This is a genomic window from Paenibacillus sp. FSL M7-0896, from assembly GCF_037975415.1.
Taxonomy (GTDB): Bacteria; Bacillota; Bacilli; order Paenibacillales; family Paenibacillaceae; genus Paenibacillus_AQ; species Paenibacillus_AQ silagei.
Window position 1 is genome coordinate 783,655 of record NZ_CP150250.1, and the last position, 16,376, is coordinate 800,030.

The following is a 16,376-nucleotide window of genomic DNA, read 5'->3' on the forward strand; positions in this document are numbered from 1 at the left end:
CCTGCCGGATTCGGCTACTTTGGTGCGGACTGCTCCTTGGCGGAAGCGAGCGTCGTTCCTTCGGGAACCGGCAGCAAGGCGCTTTTGGAGATGCCGATAAGCTGGGAGCTGTAGATCCCGCTGTGCCCGGAGAACAAATAACTGATGATGCAGGCGATGAACATATAGACCGCTCCGCCGGAGCCGAACAGCTCGATGCCCATAATGAAGCAGGCAAGCGGTGTATTGGTTGCTCCGCAGAAGACAGCGATGAAGCCAAGTGAGGCCAGAAAAGGCCCATATAGATGAAGCACTCCGGCCAGGCTGCTCCCCAAGGAAGCTCCAATCGCGAATAGCGGCGTCACTTCGCCGCCCTGGAAGCCGGTCCCCAGGGTGAAGGCGGTGAAGATCAGCTTCCATAGAAAAGCGAAGGGCGATACGCCGTCTTCGAAGGAGCTGCTGATCAGCGGAAGGCCCAGCCCCAGATAGTCCCGGGTACCGGCTATGTAGACCAGGGCGATAATGATCAGCCCGCCGGCGGCGCTTTTGAGCATAGGATTACGGATTAGGGCAGTGAAGGTCCGCTTCAGATAATGGGTAAGCTCACTGAACAGCAGGCTGCACAGGCCGAAGAGGATGGAGGCGAATATAACCTTGACCAGCACCAGCGCATCCATAGCGGGGAAGATATCCACCTGATAATGGATATGGTGAACGCCCCACAAGCGGGAGGCTACCAGATCACCAGTGAAGCTGGCGGCAAAACAGGGCAGCAGCGCCTTATGGCTGATCAGCCCGATGGCGATGACCTCCAGGCCGAACACCGTTCCGGCCAGCGGAGTGCCGAAGATGGAGCCGAAACCGCCGCTGATGCCGCACATCAGCAGGATTCGGCGGTCCAGCGGACCGATTCTGAGCCAGCGTCCGAGTGCGTCGGCCAGACTGCCGCCCATCTGCACAGCCGTGCCTTCGCGTCCGGCCGAGCCGCCGAAGAGATGGGTAATCAGCGTCCCGCCAAGGACCAGCGGGGCCATGCGCAGCGGAATCGCTTCATTGCCCTGGCGGATCTGCTCCAGGATCAGATTGTTACCCTTCAGGCTGCTCTTGCCGTAACGCATATACATTCCGCTGACGAGCGCGCCTCCCGCCGGAAGCAGGAAGAGCAGCCAGGCATGCTCCAGCCTTACCTGGGTGACTGCGTTCAGACTGGCCAGGAACAAGGCCGAGGCACTTCCTGCCAGCAGCCCGACCAGTCCCCCCAGGATTACCCATTTGACGAATGTACTCCAGAGCGCAAGCTGGCTCTGGCGCGCCGCAAGTGCTGCCCACCGTTCATACTTCCTCTTCATTATGGCTAACGCTCCCCTACCCGAAATAAATACTGCCCTGAAATCAAAACAGACTCCTACCAGCGTAGTTAACCACTGGTAGGAGTCATTAGCCCCGAAGGGCGGTTATGGCGAACTCCATCGCCGTAATCGAATGAAACTATCGTATGCCGATTGTCTCCAAAAGTCAATATGAACCTGGACCTTGGGTGAACGCCCCGGCAGGACCGCTTAGCCGTGTCTACTCGTCACCGTTCGAGCCGTTCAGCACATCGGTTCCGGGCATGGCATCAGGGTCGGGGGAGACCGGGTCAATGCTGCTTCCGGGAACCAGCTCATCCGCATCCGGGACATCCTCCAGCGGAGCGGCTTCTTCCGCTTCTTCGGTCACTTCTTCCTCCGTATCCGCATAATCAATGACGCTGCCGGTTAATCCGGCTGCACCGGCCGTGTATATAGCATCCGACTCCAGCAGCTCATCCCGCTGCGGACCGGGGGTGGCGGAAGAGGGAGCGGGGCGGTCTGCGCGCGGTCCAAGCCCGGCGTCCGGCACATTCAGGCCGATATCGGCTGCCAGAATAGGATCGCTCTCCAGCGCCGGATCCGAGCCGTCATCCACTACACCGTCGAAATCGATCGGTGTGAAGTGAGCAGGGTCATGACTGGCCAGCGCAGATTCCAGCGGGCGGTTCCCGGCGCCTGCAGTTTCCTCACTGGGGCTTGGCTTAGTAATCGTGCCAAGCGGACGCAATTCTTCCAGCGGGATATCCTGCTCCGGGGAGACACCGCCCATTTTGGTATAGCGCTCATATGCAAAGTCGGCTTCCGTCTTATTGAATTCGTTACCCATCGTGAATCAGCTCCCTTTTCCCTTGTTGTAAGTCTTCTTCATCTTATAGTACAACTATACCCGTTTAAGCGGCGGCGAATCTGCCCGGCATCCAGGCTGCCCATCTGATTAATATATTCATTTCTCCGGCAGAATAACCGGAATAGATGAATTAACCGAGCCGTTTCGAGGTTATTTGCAGTCTGATGGCAGGTATTGTGCAAACGTTGTCGAAAATAAGAATCATATGGACTATATAAATACAACTAAGGATTCACTGAGGTGCCACAATGAAGTTAGCATCAACCAAAACAGCCGCAGTCTTTATTATGCTGCTGCTTGTAATAACCATCATTCCAGCGGGGATCGCCATAGAATGGGATGCACATACCGAAGCGGAAATTCCGGCCTGGGAGCTGAAGTGGGAAACGGCCGGGAATAGCGGCATAGAAGCTGTAATGGCAGGGCCAGCCGCCGGATGGACATGGGTGCGGGCCAGGGAGGCCAGGCCCCTTTCGCCAGCAGGTACCGCTTCCGCCTGGATGCGGATTACCTTGCCTCCTGCGGGAGCAACTCCCGCTATTCTGATCGATAGAGTATTTGGCGACAACCTGAAAGCATATATAGACAACCGGCTAATCTACGATTCCAGCGGGGATGTGGAATATAGCGGCAACAAGGTGCTGATTCCATTACCGGCACAAGACAGTGCAAAGCCGCTCTATCTGTGGAATGCGGGCAGCGGGGAGTTTGGAATCGAGGGGCACATAAGGGTTGGCAGCTATAATCAGCTGCTGTCCTTTTATGTGAAGCAGGATCTGGTGGACGTTGTGCTCGGAGCCGCCATGATCTTCATGGCCGGAGCGTTATTGATCTGCCTGCTGTTCCTTAAGCCCGAATTTTTCTACAGCGGTTTTTTTCTGGCCCTTGTCATCCTGTCCTTTGGAGTGTTGCTGCTGACGTACTCCCCGTTTCTGACGCTGATTCTAAGCCGGGGGGATCGTCTGAGGCAGATCAGCTTCGATTTGGCCCTGTTCACCATTATGCCGGCGTTCACGCTTTATTTTGAGCAGCTATTCGGACCGGGCAAACGGGGCTTCACTACCCGGGTGCGTAAATTTCAGCTGGCCTATTCCCTGTTCTGTACCGCAGCGCTTATTCTGAATGCCGCAGTATCCTTCCGGCTGGATGTGCTGTATTCTATTCTGACTATTAACGCAACCGGTGTACTAATGATGGCCCAGCTTATCTACCTGCTGTATCTGGCATTTTCTTATGCCCGCAGAGGCAATTCAGATGCCATCCTGTTCACGGGCGGCTTCTCTATATTTGCCGTGGTCTCGGTGGCGGAGTTGCTGCGTTACTTCATTTCAATGGAGAGGTATCATCTGTACTGGTGGAAATGGGGCATGGTGGTATTCATTCTTTCCCTGATTGCTATTCTGGGGAAACGGTTTGCGGGAAGCCATGAGAAGGCGCTGGAATACGCCAGGGAGCTGGAGAAGTTCAATAATGAGCTGCAGCGTTCGGAGAAAATGGAGATTATCAGTGAGCTGGCCGCCTCGGTAGCCCATGAGGTGCGTAATCCGCTCCAGGTCACACGCGGGTTCCTGCAGATTCTGGGGGAGCGCTCCGGCAACAAGGAGAAGGAATATCTGAAGATGGCTGTGGGAGAGCTGGACCGGGCCTCGGTAATCATTACTGATTTCCTTACCTTTGCGAAGCCGGGCTTGGATATCGTGGATGTATTCGAAGTCTCGGGGGAGCTGAAGCATGTGTCGGGAATCCTGCTGCCGCTGGCTAATCTGCAGGGCGGTTCGATAGAGCTGCGTCTGCAGCAGGAGCTTCAAGTGACGGGCAGCCCGGCCAAATTCAAACAGGCGTTCATTAATCTGATCAAGAACAGCATTGAATCACTGCAGGAGGAGGGGGAGATTGTAGTAACAGCCTGGAGGACAGGCAACTGGGTAATCATCAGCGTGAAGGATAACGGCGAGGGAATGAAGGTTAGCGAACTGGCCCGTCTGGGCGAGCCGTATTACTCCAATAAGACCAAGGGGACGGGGCTCGGCCTCATGGTCACCTTCCGTATTATTGAAGCGATGAACGGCACGATTGAGTTCCACAGCCGCAAGGGCGAAGGAACCGAGGTGCTTATTAAATTGCCGGCCTCCAGCATGAATTAGAAATTTTTTTTGTTTATTCCGTTTTTTTGAAGGGATGGGCAGAGCATGGGGCGAAATATTAACACTACAGAACTTTGCTTCTAAAACTTTCCTCTGAGGTGCTTGCATGTCTTTGATGGTCAAAAGTTTACATACAGCGTTAGTATTGTTTCTGCTGTGCCTAGCCTGCGGAAGCCTCCTGGTGTCCGCGCAGAGTGCTTCCCCCGCCAGTGAGATCAGACATTGGCAGATGAAGTGGCAGGAGGGGCCGGATGATGGCGGACTCCAGGCTCCTGTAAAGGATGACCAGGGGTGGATTGACGTGGAGGCGAAGGCGGAGATGCCGCGCAAGCCTACCGGGGTAACCTCCGCCTGGACCAAGATTACTTTGCCCTCCTATCATTACGTGTCCCCCTCCGTCTATATTCAGACGATTTATGCGCTGCATGTGAAGGTGTATGTGGAGGACCGGCTGGTTTTTGAAGGAGACCGCGGCTTCATTATGGATAATTATTCCTTGCTTGTGCCTCTGGACATGCGTGATAACGGAAAGACGCTCTATATCTGGACGCAGACGCTCCAGGACCGGATCGGAATCAAAGAGCAGGTGATGCTCGGTGAGCACAGTCTTCTAATTAAGGACTATATCAAAAACGGACTCATAGATGTGATTCTGGGCGGCGCTTTTATCTTCGTGGCGGCGGTGCTGTTTGTGTGCGCATTTTTCCTGAACAAGGAGTATTTCCCCGTGACGGCTTCGCTGTCTGTTGTTATCGCCTCTACCGGTGTGCTGTCTGTAACCTACTCTCCCTTCACGTATACCTTCTACAGCTATTTGGGCGGGCTCAGTGTATTTTTGTTCGATGTGGCGCTGTTGTCCCTGTTACCCGCACTGACCTTCCTGTTCGAGAAAATATTCGGCGCGGGCAAATACGGCATCATCCGCAGGTTCCGCAAATTCCAGATGGTCTATTCCTTATTTTGCTGTGTCCTCCTCATTATAAATGCACTCTCCGGGGGCCGGTATTTGAAATTCTATTACTTCATCTCCACCAATATTGTCGGCATTATTATGATTCTTCAATTCATTCTGCTGATCGGCTGCGTCATCGTGTTCTCCCTGAAGCGCAATAAGGATGCGATCATCTTCGCCTGCGGCTTCGGTACGGCTGCCCTTACCGGGGTGTTGGAGCTGATGTGGTATTATTTCAAACGCGGAAATTATGATCTCTTCTACTGGAAGTGGGCGCTGGTTGTGTTCATTCTCTCGCTGATTGTGATTCTGGGACGGCGGCTGGCGCAGAACCACAGCCAAGTGGTGAAATATTCGCAGGAGCTGGAACTGTTCAACAACGAACTGCAGCGTTCAGAGAAAATGGAGATTATCAGCGAATTGGCAGCATCGGTAGCCCATGAGGTACGTAACCCGCTCCAGGTGACCCGGGGGTTCCTCCAGCTGCTCAGCGAGAAGTCGAGCGGGGACGAGCAGAAATACCTGTCCATGGCGCTCAGTGAGCTAGACCGGGCGGCGAGTATTATCACCGATTTTCTGACCTTTGCCAAGCCGGAATTTGAACAGGTCTCCCTGCTCTATGTGAATGAAGAGTTCTTGCATATCCAGAGCATCCTGCTGCCTTTATGCCATTTGAACGGGGGCAAAATGATTCTGGAGGTGGAAGACGGCCTGTGGGTCAAAGGGAATTCCTCGAAGTTCAAGCAGGCGATGATTAATATCATCAAGAACAGCATTGAATCCCTGGGGGAGGAAGGCACGATTCAACTGCTGGCATACAGCCGGGGGGATAAAATACATATTCATATTAAGGATAACGGGGCAGGTATGGAACCGGCTGTGCTTAGCCGTCTGGGCGAGCCGTATTTCTCCTCCAACAAGACGAAGGGCACGGGGCTCGGGCTGATGGTTACCTTCCGTATTATTGAAGCGATGGAGGGCGAAATTCGTTTTATGAGCAAAAAAGGAGCCGGAACCGAGTCCATCACCATTCTGCCGCGTGCAGAAGGGCCGGACGATTCCAACTCCCCATAATAGTATGACTTGAATATGCTACCAGGTTCCCATTGGGGTGATACGTGTCTTCATTACATCGGAAGAAGGGCTTGGGGGAATGACCAGGTAGAATTCATTAGAGCCTTCCTCTACGGTCTTCAGTGTAATGTTGTCAGGAAGGTTGATGCCCAGCGCTTCCTGGAGCGCTGCCTTCGGATCTGCAAGCAGTCTTTGTTTGAAAGCCGGATCTTCCCACGCCTTCTGAATCACCTGATTCTTAAGAACTCCTACTGACAATACAATCACCCTTTCAAAATGGTTATAATTGCCTTTTTAGTATAGCATAGGCCATTCTATAATTCTATTGCTATTTGCATAAATTATGAGAGATTCGAGTGCGAAGACAGCCAGTAATCCAGCCCCCCGCCCAGCAGCAATTGCTTCTGCGCTTCAATGGCTGCGGCGATTTGCTGCAGGTTCTGCACGAGCACGAGATGGAAGGACACCAGCAAGGGCAGCTGTAAGCTGGCCTCCTCCAGGATGAGTTGGTTGGCTTGGGCAGTCGCAGCATATCCGGTAAGTCCGCCTGCTACATAGATGAAGTCCTTCACTGTTGATTCGGTCAGTGGTTCTCCTGCGGCCATCCCGGTACTGGAGCGTACCAGTGACAACAGGCAGTTATAGCTGCTGTCCTCCAGATCCTGTTCCCAATCTTCATAGTCGTCAAGCAGCTGCAGGGTCAACAGCACAGTGTGAATCATCTCTTCGGCCTCGGGAATGGAGGAGGACTGGCCGGAGAGGAGCAGCGCGGCCGTGCTGCTGAGCTTAAGCGGGCTGGCCTTATGGGAGATACGGATGCGGTCATTCAGGAAGTAATCGCTGCCGGCTTCACCGCTCACGCTGTCTGCCCACTCGCTGATGTAACGGCTGAAGCAGGGCCAGAAGGGAGAGTCCGCCGGGAACAGCGGAAGGTAGGTAGCCAGAAACTCGACATAGAGCAGATTGGCAAGTGGCAGCGCTTCCGCAGCCGAGGCCTCCGGGCTGTCCATCAGATCATCCTGGAGGAAGAAGTAGAGCATGAGGAAGATGTTACCTGCGGACATCCTGCGGGCCACTTCAGGACTCAGGCCACAAGGGTCCTGGAGCCAGAAGGGCAGCAGGTAACAGATGTAATTCTTGTGGCTGTCCGGGTGGAACACGTTGAACTGATTGAGATACGACAGGCCGCGGGCATTAAGCGGCTCTGGAAACGCAGAGATCACCCTGCGGTTCTCCTCAAAGACCACACGGAGCTCGTCCTCATAAGCATGAAGCCAATCCATAGGCTTATCTCCTGTCAATTATGTATTTTATTTAAAATATTAGGTAAAAAGTGGTTATATGATCACATTATAATCCTGCGAATGACCTATTTCAATCCAAATTTTGTTGCTGTGCGGCGCAGGATCGCCGGGAGGAGCAGGAGTGTACCTGATTTCACCGGTTGGAGGCTAATGTATGCGTATTAAACCGACCACAATGGGACCGGGGGCGGCGCGTAGGCCAAATGTAATCGAAAAACCGAACACAATGGGACCGGGGGCAGCGCGTAGGCTGAATGTAATCGAAAAACCGACCACATTGGGCGTGACGGAGTCGCGTGGAGCAAATGTAATCGAAAAACCGATCACAATGGGACCCGGGGGCAGCACGTAGGCCAAATGTAATCGAAAAACCGACCATAATGGAACCGGGGTCAGCACGTAAGCCAAATGTAATCGAAAAACCGACCACAATGGGACCCGGGGGCAGCACGTAGGCCAAATGTAATCGAAAAACCGACCATAATGGGACCGGGGGCAGCGCGTAGGCTGAATGTAATCGAAAAACCGACCATATTGGGCCTGACGGAGGCGTGTGGCCCGAATGTATGCGGAAAAACATTCTTTCAAAATCTTTCTATATCACAAAAAAAACTCCCTTTGGGAAATGGAGCTTCTGCACAACCATTTCAAAGGAGAGGTTTCTATTGTACGTTCAAATATAAGAATTTATATGTTGCACACAATAAATTATCCTTCTATTTCTCGCTGAAACGGTACCGTCCTTTAAAAGGACGGCAAAGCCGTTTCCACTTGTAGTGTGTTCTTCCGTAGTGTAATCTACCTAACTGCCTCTGCATCCAGCTTGGCGGCAAGTGCGGTATATTCCCCGCGCAGGCGGACCAGCTTCGAGACACTGCGCTCCAGGCCGCCCGGCCGGTTGCGCCGGGTCCAGAGCTGGCGGTACTGGTGGAGCAGCAGATCCAGATCATGGATCAGCGCCTGTACCTGCGCTGCCTGGGGCTGCGAATCGGCGGCGGCGAGCTGCTGCTTAAGCCGGGTAAGCTGCACGGCATGCTTCACGAAGTGAATGCCGCTGCGCAGTTCTTCTATGACCAATCCGGCGTCGCTGCATTCCAGAACGGGCTGCTCAAGCCTGGCTTCAAGGGCAAGAATGTATTGCTCCAGCTGGTCGAGCTGTTCTACAGGCAGCTTCACAGCCAGCTGCACATGCTCCAGATGGCTGCGCAGCAGCATAGACATCTCCGTGTCATTCGGGCGGACCGTGCCCGACTCCAGCTTGTAGTAGTTGCCCAGATCCAGCAGCAATTGCCCGATGGTTCCTGAGCGGTCTTGGAAGACTGCCGTGTTCAGATAATGCGCCACATCCGCCTCCAGATTCCCCTCTACATTCCAGGCAAGCGCTGCCCCGTAGGCGAATCCGGCATAGCTGACCGGCAGATGCTGCCAGTGGCCGAAATCTCCCCAGTCGGTAATCAGGTAGCCGACAGCGCCGTTTCTCTTGCCATGCACCGCAGCGCTGCGCAGATTGGCGAGCATGTTGTCGGTCCTGCCGGTGAGCGAGTTCCAGGAACTGGTTCCCGGGCAGACATAGAACGGGATGCCTGCCTCCTTGAATTTGCGGGTATCCGCTTCAAAAGGATGAGCCGCGCTGTATCCCCACTCCATGGCGATGATATCCTTCGGCAGCCGTGGGATCAGCTCGGGATGCTGGATGATGATATCGCCCCAGAATTGCATGGTTTTGCCGCGCTGTTTGACCAGTCCGTGAATCTTCTGCAGGAAGGAGAGATACAGCTCGCCTTTGCCGGAAGACTCCGCCAGTGCCTGGCTTGCACCAAGTCCCAGTTCATAAGTCTCATCACAGCCGACATTGAACATCTCTGAGCTGAAGTAGGGAAGGAGGTCATCGTACATCGTGCCCAGGAGCTGCAATACCTCAGGGTCCTCTGTATGGAAGGTTCCGGGATGCATAAATAATCCTTCTGGGTATAAATCGCGATCATACATCTGATCCGGGAGCATGAAGCCTGCGGGGATCTCTGCCAGATGGTTGAACTCCGGCCGGGTTAGCCAGCCTTCCATATGGCCGAAGCTATTTTGATTAGGCACCAGCTCAATATACCGCTCGCGGCAGTAGGCATCCAGCAGCAGGATTTCATCGCCGGTGAGCGGAGTTTCCAGCTCCCATACCTGCGGGAAGGACTCGTAAGCAAACGGAGCTCCTTCTATATATAGCTGCAGCTGATTCAGCTTGAGGTCCGCCATGAGATCAATGATCCGGTACAGGGTATCCAGCGTGGGGATTTTGTTGCGGCTGATATCAAGCATGAGTCCTCTGGCCGCGAAATCAGGCTGATCGCAGATATGCAGATAAGGCAGCGTCCGGCCGCACTGCTGCAGGAGCTGCTTCAGCGTCGCCGCTGCATAATAAGCGCCTTGCGGAGAACCGTAAGCGGCAATGAGACCTTTTTCGTTAATGTGCAGCTCGTAGGCTCCTTCTGCAAGCAGTGCGTTATAGCGGAAGGTGCAAGCCGGAACTGTGGCAGCCCGCTGCCCTATGGACAGAGGCAGACTGAGACGGACCACCTCGGAAGCGGTCTGTTGAAGCCTGCGGGCTGCGGGAAGGGCAGACACCTGATCCTCACCGGCCAGCACAATGCTGCCCCGGGAAGGAAGGGGGAACTGTCCTGCGGATACCGTGATCTTCTGCGGCCGGGGAAAAAGCTGTAAGTGAACAACATCAGACATAGCGTGGACACCTCTTATTCATGTAGAATATGATCATCTTCATTATCAACATATCACTCCTGAACACATGGAGGAATGCAATGTATGCCCAAGCTCATGGATTATATGATCAGCCCGTATCCTATAAGAATTATTGATCCGAAGGTGGAGGCCGCCAGGCTGCGCCTGAAGTCGATTCGTGTCGGGCAAGCCGGCCATCTGCCGGGAAGAACGCTGTTTCGTTCGGGTGTCACCTTTGAACACTGGGCACTTGTATATATAGTCGCAGGAGCCGGAACTTATACGGAGAACGGAGGACCAGAGCAGCAGGTCCATGAGGGAAGCCTGTTTTTTTTCAGACCCGGTTATAGCTACAGCTTCGGACCGCCCCCAGGCGGGTATTGGGATGAATACTATATTAATTTCAGCGGAAGCCGTGTCACAGAATGGCTGGAAGCGGGAATGATTGCGGGTGGAGAGGTAACCCGGGGGGATAAGGCGGAAGGGCTGAAAGCGTCCTTTGAAAAGGTTCTGGCGTACATGGCCGGAGATGTTCCCGGTGATGCGGACCGGGCTGCGCTGCTGCTGGAGGAGATGCTGCTGGAATGCTCGCTGCAGCTCCAGGGCAGCCGCCGCCCGTGGCAGCAGGAAGCCATGCCGCTGATCCGGGAGGCGCTGAATGCCTGCATTTATGAGCAGCCCGATCTGCCGGGGATGGCCGAGCGCCTGCACCTGTCCATGTCTACACTCCGCCGCACCGTGCGGCGGAGCAGCGGGTACCCGCTGCATGAATATATCCACAGGCTGAAGATGGCCGAGGCCAAGCATTTGCTGCTGAATACCTCCCTGCAGGTGCAGGAGATAGCGGGAATGCTTCATTATAGGGATAGTTTTTATTTTTCAAGGCTATTCAAGAAATATATGGGCCTCTCCCCGCAGACCTGCCGGAATCATCTGTGACATATTAAACGACATAATTCTACTTTTTATCTTAAAATAGTCTCAGGATAATGTCGTTTTTTGCAGATTTTTGTTGACACACAGAAAAAAACAGTGATATGCTCTAGATAATATTAGCAGTTCTAGAATAGTTCTTCTAGACTATGCCGGAGATGAGACTATTGAGAGAGTATTACTGCATCAGTTGCCGCAGTCTCCATAAGGTGGTAGGACCTAATCATACCTTGCGTATTTTGTCCACCGGGTATCATATCGTTGGCGAACAGCGCTATCAAATTTGTATATGTAATAATGCCAAGCTGGAGCAAGCTGTGACGGCGGTGACTGAATAGACTGTGCCGGGTGTACTCACCGGATAACCGAAGACTTCTCTTTTGAAGAGCTTGTCCCTGGAGGGAGAGGCTCTTTGTCATGCCCGGAGCCGGACTGGATAATTTTGCATACGCTATCATTTGAGGAGATGGATAGAATTGTTTAATTTTTCATGAAAAAAGAATAATTATACCCATTTTATTTTCAAAGTAAACGCTATCATTAGAAATCGAAACTTGTTATTGTGATTTTTCTCATGTATGATGCTTTTAAACATAGCTTAGAATAAACTCGAATTTTCCACAAACTGGAGAATAGGGTGGTGGGATGAACATTAAATTAACAGTCGAAGACCGTACGATCGCCTTTTTCAGAATCTTTTCTTTGTCCCTCACATCGTTTATGTACCTCATGGTTCCTGCGGGGCCTTCCGTAATATACAAATCCCTACTAATCATTGTGCTATTCTTATTTGCCCAACTATTCCCGTATTATTACCGGAGGTTCCATGCAAAAGCCCGTACTCTAATGCTGATGGTCAGTATGGAGACGGCACTCATTGCGGTGTTGATGTTATTTACTGGAGGATACGATAGTCCTTTTAAGCTATATGTACTGAATCCGGTGCTGTTTGCGGCGGGTGCGCTCTCTTTGTATTGTGCCTGGAGTCTGATCCTGGGTTATATTGCCATGGTGGCGGTATCGGGCTACATGGATGCCGGTTCTCCGGGTCTTACGATTGCTGAAACTATGCTTGCCAATGGTAACCTGTTTCTAGCCCTGGCTCTCGCGGTTATAGTTATGCAGATGGTTAAGGGGATAAAGCGGCAGCGGGAGGAAGCGAACGCGCGGACCAACGATACCATGGAGCATATCAAATCGCTTTATCACATCGTGGAAACATCAAGCCAGCATGACTTCATGAATATTGGCCAAGTCATTACCGACTATGTGGTCAAGCTTACCAAGCTGGAGAAGGCACTGTTCTGGTTCGCCAAAAAAAGCGGTGAGCCTGCTCCGCAGAGCCGCCAGACGGGATGGCAGCATGAGGAGGAGCGCTTTCTGTTCATGGAGCTTGAGAAGCACGAGCATGAATGGAGGCTGCAGCGTGAACCGGTATTCAAGAGTATGCCGGGGATCGGCGACTTCCTGCTGATGCCGGTAAGAATGAGCACCCGGTTCGTCGGAATGATTGGCGTGAAGCTGGAAGCCTCGGAAGGGCTGGAGGGCCGCCGGTGGTACATCCAGCAACTGATGTTCCTGTCGGAGCTGAGTGCGATTATTCTTGAGCGCCACGAGCTGGGCGTGATCGAGAACCGGCTGATCATCACGAACGAGCAGAACCGGATAGCCGATGAGATGCACGACAGTGTCTCCCAAAGTCTTTTCGGAATCGTCTATGCGACCCACTCCCTGAAGCAGACCTGGCGCAAAATGTCTGAGCGGGAGCTGGAGGAGCAGATTGAGCTTATCCATGATTCAGCCACCAAGGTAGCCAAGGAGCTGCGGATTACCATCTACAGCCTCAGCTCCAAGAAGAGCGGCGGCCCGAGCTGGCTTGGGATGGTGCGCTCGCATCTGAAAAGCCTCTCCCGGCTTAATGATGTTGAGATTGAACTGAAAATAACGGGGGATGATTTCAGTCTCCCTTATCCTTACCACAAGGCACTCTTCCGGATTATCTCCGAAGCGACCGGCAACGCCATAAGACATGGTGCTGCCAGCCGGGTGGATGTAGAACTGTCGCTTAAGCCGAAATGGATTAGACTATCGATTATCGACGATGGCGTCGGTTTCGATGCAGATCTAAGCTGGAACGAACCTGATGAGCACTCAGGCGGACTGGGAATGAAGAATATGCAATATCTGGCACAGTCCCTTGGAGGCGATTTCCAGTTAACCAGCAGTGAGAACGCTGGAACCAGAATTTTAATCTCTATACCTGTCGGTGTGGCTGAACTGAAAAATGCATAAACTTTAGGCAGGAGGTCGTTCAAGTGAAAATCGTCATTGTTGATGATCACCCTTTGGTGAGAAGAGGATTGGCATCTGTGATATCGATGCAGTCCAATCTGCAGTTTGCCGGCGAAGCAACGAATGGCCAAGAAGCTCTTCTCGTGATTGAGGAGATACAGCCTGATCTTGTGCTGATTGATCTGAAGCTTGCCGATGAATCGGGCCTGGATATTATCAAGGAAGCCCGCGTGCGCGGATTCTCATGCAAGTTCATCCTGCTAACATCCTCAGCCAGCCGGGAAGATTTCCTGAAGGCGGAGGAAGTGCTGGTAGACGGTTATGTACTGAAGGAAGCTCTGCCGGAGGAATTGCTGTTTGCCATTCAACTGGTCCACAAGGGCAGGAAGTATTACGATCCCGGGCTGATGGAAGATAAGATGCGCATGAGCGGCAGCAGTCCGACCGATGAGCTTACACCCAAAGAGAAGGAAGTTCTGATTGAGCTGGGACAGGGGGCCTGCAACCGCGAGATTGCTTCACGCCTGTTCATCAGCGAATTCACCGTCAAGAAGCATGTCAGCCAGATTCTGGCGAAGCTGCAGGTGGCGGACCGGACGCAGGCGGCCTTATACGCCAATGCTGTCGGGCTTACCAAATATGAGATGTCATACGATTAATAATCATCCCTGTGAATGATCGGGGACGGAGCACGGACAATACTGTCCGTGTTTTTTTGCGTTCAGGGAAATCAATGAGCCGGAGGGTGAAGATTACCGGTGCAGACCGGATGTATGCCAAAAAAAAGCATACAATGGGCGGCTGTGAGGTCCATGGGCCGAATGTATATGAAAAACAGCATACAATGGGCGGCTATGAGGTCACTGGGCCGAATGTATGTGAAAAACAGCATACATTATGCTCGCAAGCAGGCACACGGCCTGAATGTATGCGAAAAACAGCATACATTATGCTCGCAAGCAGGCACACGGGCCAAATGTATGTGAAAAACAGCACACATTATGCTCGCAAGCAGGCCTACGGGCCGAATGTATGCGAAAAACAGCATACATTGTACTCGCAAGCAGGCACACGGCCAAATGTATGCGAAAAACAGCATACATTATGCTGGCGCGGAGTGCTGACACGAAGGTGCGCCGGCATCCTTCACCCGGCTGGGTTATCTTGGCTCACTGCTGGTGTTAGCATTTTCCATGGATATGGTACTAAAGTATACCATCCACCCCCTCTGGCGGACCAAACACAGTCACTCGAAAGTGAAGTGTAAAGTGATGCTAGGGGGCATGTGATAAATCCTGCGCGTTGTTAGAATAAAAGCAAGACATCTGAAACTTTCATGATTGCTTTCAAAACGAACACAAGCGGAAGGAGGGTTACTGTGGAAAAGACGATTCTGGATTACATTAACCTGATAAAGAAAAAATTATGGTTAATCATGGTATTTGTACTGATCTCCTGCGCCACCACCTTCTACGTCAGTAAAAACTTCGTTGCACCCGTCTACTCCGCCTCTGGACAGCTACTGGTCAACAACGTTGTGAATGTCCCCGAGAGCAATAATCTCAACGCACTTAACTTCAGTCTTAACCTCATCGAGAGCTATAAGGAAATCATGAAGTCGCCAACCATTATGAAGAGTGTGATCGCGGAGCATCCCGAGTTCGGTCTGACGGCGGGCCAACTGGCTGCCAAGCTGCAGATCAAATCCTCGGAGAAAAGCCAGGTGATTAATCTGACCGTGGAGGATAAGGATTACGGCACTGCAGCTACGATTGTAAACGCGGTTTCGCAGACCTTCATCCGCAGCCTGCCGGCACTGATGAACCTGGATAATGTAACATTCCTGACTCCGGCTGATCCTGCAGCCCAGCCTCTGCCGGTCAACGGCGGGGTGACCATGAATATTCTAATCAGCTTCGTGGTGTCACTGATGGCAGCGGTCGGGATTATCCTGCTGATGGAGACGCTGAACGGTACGCTGAGAAACGAGAAGGAAGCGGAATTTGAGCTTGGCCTTCCGGTCATTGCCAGTATTCCAGCCATCCGCAAACGCGATTTCGGCAGTGCGAACAATGACAAGGCAAGAGTAGGGGAGGGCAAATATGTTACGGCTGAATAGAAGTCTAATCGCGGACATAAACCCGTCATCGCATGTCTCCGAATCCTTCCGCTCGCTGCGCACGTATATCCGCCAGCTCGGCTTGCTGAAGGGGCCAGGCGGACAGGTGCTGCTCTTCACTTCAGCGGAGAGCGGCGAAGGCAAGACCACGATTCTCTCCAATCTGGCCGTATCCTTCGTACAGGATGGCAAGAAGGTAGCGGTGGTGGATTGCAACCTGCGGAAGCCCGGCCTGCATAGCGTGTTCGATGTGGAAGGCAGCCAGGGGCTGGCAGCTTACTTAAGCGGCTACGAGGAAGCGAAGGACGTTCTGGTATACGGCAGCTTGGCGAATCTGGCGGTAATCCCTGCCGGAGTGAGTACAGTCAGTCCGCCGGATCTGCTCGGCAGCGAGAAGATGGCCGGGCTGCTTACAGAGCTGAAGGCAAGCTTCGATCTGATTCTGCTGGATTCGCCGCAGGCGGTCGATTACAGCGATGCACGGATTCTGGCCCCGCTCTCGGATGGGGTGGTCATTGTCGCCAGACACGGCCGGACGAAGCGCGAAGCGCTCCGCAAGCTGAAGGGTCTCATGGAACAGACGGGTGTAAGGATTCTCGGAATAGCAATGAACCAGACCAAGTAGAACACCGAAGCGGCAATGTGAACGA

The 16,376-nt window shown here is 52.9% G+C and carries 13 protein-coding genes and 1 riboswitch; of the genes, 8 read left to right on the forward strand and 5 right to left on the reverse strand.

All coding sequences use genetic code 11. The features are described 5' to 3' along the window. Positions 1-14 precede the first annotated feature (14 nt). Together MKY12_RS03270 and MKY12_RS03275 are read right to left on the reverse strand one after the other, a co-directional pair. Entirely contained in the window at positions 15-1,328 is a 1,314-nt protein-coding gene (locus MKY12_RS03270; protein ID WP_339312926.1) for a voltage-gated chloride channel family protein, read from the reverse strand. A 72-nt stretch (positions 1,329-1,400) separates the two neighbouring features. Continuing rightward, positions 1,401-1,462, reverse strand: a riboswitch (Fluoride riboswitch). Positions 1,463-1,548: 86 nt separating this feature from the next. Next, the gene (locus MKY12_RS03275; protein WP_339312927.1) at positions 1,549-2,157 is read right to left on the reverse strand and encodes a hypothetical protein; all 609 of its coding nucleotides are present in this window, start codon (positions 2,155-2,157) and stop codon (positions 1,549-1,551) included. A 269-nt stretch (positions 2,158-2,426) separates the two neighbouring features. Here MKY12_RS03275 and MKY12_RS03280 point away from each other — a divergent pair, with 269 nt between their 5' ends. Together MKY12_RS03280 and MKY12_RS03285 are read left to right on the forward strand one after the other, a co-directional pair. Continuing rightward, a complete protein-coding gene (locus MKY12_RS03280; protein WP_339312928.1) occupies positions 2,427-4,322 on the forward strand; it encodes an ATP-binding protein in 1,896 nt (631 codons plus the stop codon). A gap of 229 nt (positions 4,323-4,551) precedes the next feature. Next, on the forward strand, positions 4,552-6,348 hold the full coding sequence (locus MKY12_RS03285; RefSeq protein ID WP_339312929.1) for an ATP-binding protein: 1,797 nt from the start codon (positions 4,552-4,554) through the stop codon (positions 6,346-6,348). An 18-nt stretch (positions 6,349-6,366) separates the two neighbouring features. Here the strand turns inward: MKY12_RS03285 and MKY12_RS03290 are convergent, their stop codons facing one another. Then, the gene (locus MKY12_RS03290; RefSeq protein WP_036693592.1) at positions 6,367-6,606 is read right to left on the reverse strand and encodes an NHLP leader peptide family RiPP precursor; all 240 of its coding nucleotides are present in this window, start codon (positions 6,604-6,606) and stop codon (positions 6,367-6,369) included. A gap of 83 nt (positions 6,607-6,689) precedes the next feature. Continuing rightward, the gene (locus tag MKY12_RS03295) at positions 6,690-7,631 is read right to left on the reverse strand and encodes a hypothetical protein (protein WP_339312930.1); all 942 of its coding nucleotides are present in this window, start codon (positions 7,629-7,631) and stop codon (positions 6,690-6,692) included. A 175-nt stretch (positions 7,632-7,806) separates the two neighbouring features. Here MKY12_RS03295 and MKY12_RS03300 point away from each other — a divergent pair, with 175 nt between their 5' ends. Then, positions 7,807-8,004 carry a hypothetical protein gene (locus tag MKY12_RS03300; RefSeq protein ID WP_339253865.1) on the forward strand — a complete coding sequence of 66 codons (198 nt, stop codon included), beginning with the start codon at positions 7,807-7,809 and terminating at the stop codon, positions 8,002-8,004. 446 nt (positions 8,005-8,450) lie between these two features. Here MKY12_RS03300 and MKY12_RS03305 read toward each other — a convergent pair whose 3' ends face one another. After that, a complete protein-coding gene (locus MKY12_RS03305; protein WP_339312931.1) occupies positions 8,451-10,382 on the reverse strand; it encodes a family 20 glycosylhydrolase in 1,932 nt (643 codons plus the stop codon). Between the two features lie 84 nt (positions 10,383-10,466). Between MKY12_RS03305 and MKY12_RS03310 the strand changes: the two genes are divergently transcribed. The 5 genes from MKY12_RS03310 (at position 10,467) to MKY12_RS03330 (ending at position 16,351) form a co-directional block, all read left to right on the forward strand. Next, positions 10,467-11,321, forward strand: a complete 855-nt coding sequence (locus MKY12_RS03310) for a helix-turn-helix domain-containing protein (protein WP_339312932.1) — start codon at positions 10,467-10,469, stop codon at positions 11,319-11,321. Positions 11,322-12,161: 840 nt separating this feature from the next. Next, entirely contained in the window at positions 12,162-13,607 is a 1,446-nt protein-coding gene (locus MKY12_RS03315; protein WP_339312933.1) for an ATP-binding protein, read from the forward strand. Between the two features lie 23 nt (positions 13,608-13,630). Further along, positions 13,631-14,266 carry a response regulator transcription factor gene (locus MKY12_RS03320; RefSeq protein ID WP_036693598.1) on the forward strand — a complete coding sequence of 212 codons (636 nt, stop codon included), beginning with the start codon at positions 13,631-13,633 and terminating at the stop codon, positions 14,264-14,266. Positions 14,267-14,985: 719 nt separating this feature from the next. Beyond that, the gene (locus MKY12_RS03325; protein WP_209879404.1) at positions 14,986-15,726 is read left to right on the forward strand and encodes a Wzz/FepE/Etk N-terminal domain-containing protein; all 741 of its coding nucleotides are present in this window, start codon (positions 14,986-14,988) and stop codon (positions 15,724-15,726) included. Beyond that, positions 15,710-16,351: a CpsD/CapB family tyrosine-protein kinase gene (locus MKY12_RS03330; RefSeq protein ID WP_036723430.1), complete on the forward strand. Its 642-nt coding sequence runs from the start codon at positions 15,710-15,712 to the stop codon at positions 16,349-16,351. The genes MKY12_RS03325 and MKY12_RS03330 overlap by 17 nt, the downstream gene beginning before the upstream one ends. Positions 16,352-16,376 lie beyond the last annotated feature (25 nt).

Excerpts from the sequence above, each read along its gene's own strand:
- MKY12_RS03280 (WP_339312928.1), top strand. The coding sequence starts at position 2,427 with ATGAAGTTAGCATCAACCAAAACAGCCGCAGTCTTTATTATGCTGCTG.
- MKY12_RS03315 (WP_339312933.1), top strand. The coding sequence starts at position 12,162 with ATGCTGATGGTCAGTATGGAGACGGCACTCATTGCGGTGTTGATGTTA.
- MKY12_RS03285 (WP_339312929.1), top strand. The coding sequence starts at position 4,552 with ATGAAGTGGCAGGAGGGGCCGGATGATGGCGGACTCCAGGCTCCTGTA.
- MKY12_RS03330 (WP_036723430.1), top strand. The coding sequence starts at position 15,710 with ATGTTACGGCTGAATAGAAGTCTAATCGCGGACATAAACCCGTCATCG.
- MKY12_RS03295 (WP_339312930.1), bottom strand. The coding sequence starts at position 7,631 with ATGGATTGGCTTCATGCTTATGAGGACGAGCTCCGTGTGGTCTTTGAG.
- MKY12_RS03270 (WP_339312926.1), bottom strand. The coding sequence starts at position 1,328 with ATGAAGAGGAAGTATGAACGGTGGGCAGCACTTGCGGCGCGCCAGAGC.
- MKY12_RS03310 (WP_339312932.1), top strand. The coding sequence starts at position 10,467 with ATGCCCAAGCTCATGGATTATATGATCAGCCCGTATCCTATAAGAATT.
- MKY12_RS03275 (WP_339312927.1), bottom strand. The coding sequence starts at position 2,157 with ATGGGTAACGAATTCAATAAGACGGAAGCCGACTTTGCATATGAGCGC.
- MKY12_RS03305 (WP_339312931.1), bottom strand. The coding sequence starts at position 10,382 with ATGTCTGATGTTGTTCACTTACAGCTTTTTCCCCGGCCGCAGAAGATC.
- MKY12_RS03300 (WP_339253865.1), top strand. The coding sequence starts at position 7,807 with ATGCGTATTAAACCGACCACAATGGGACCGGGGGCGGCGCGTAGGCCA.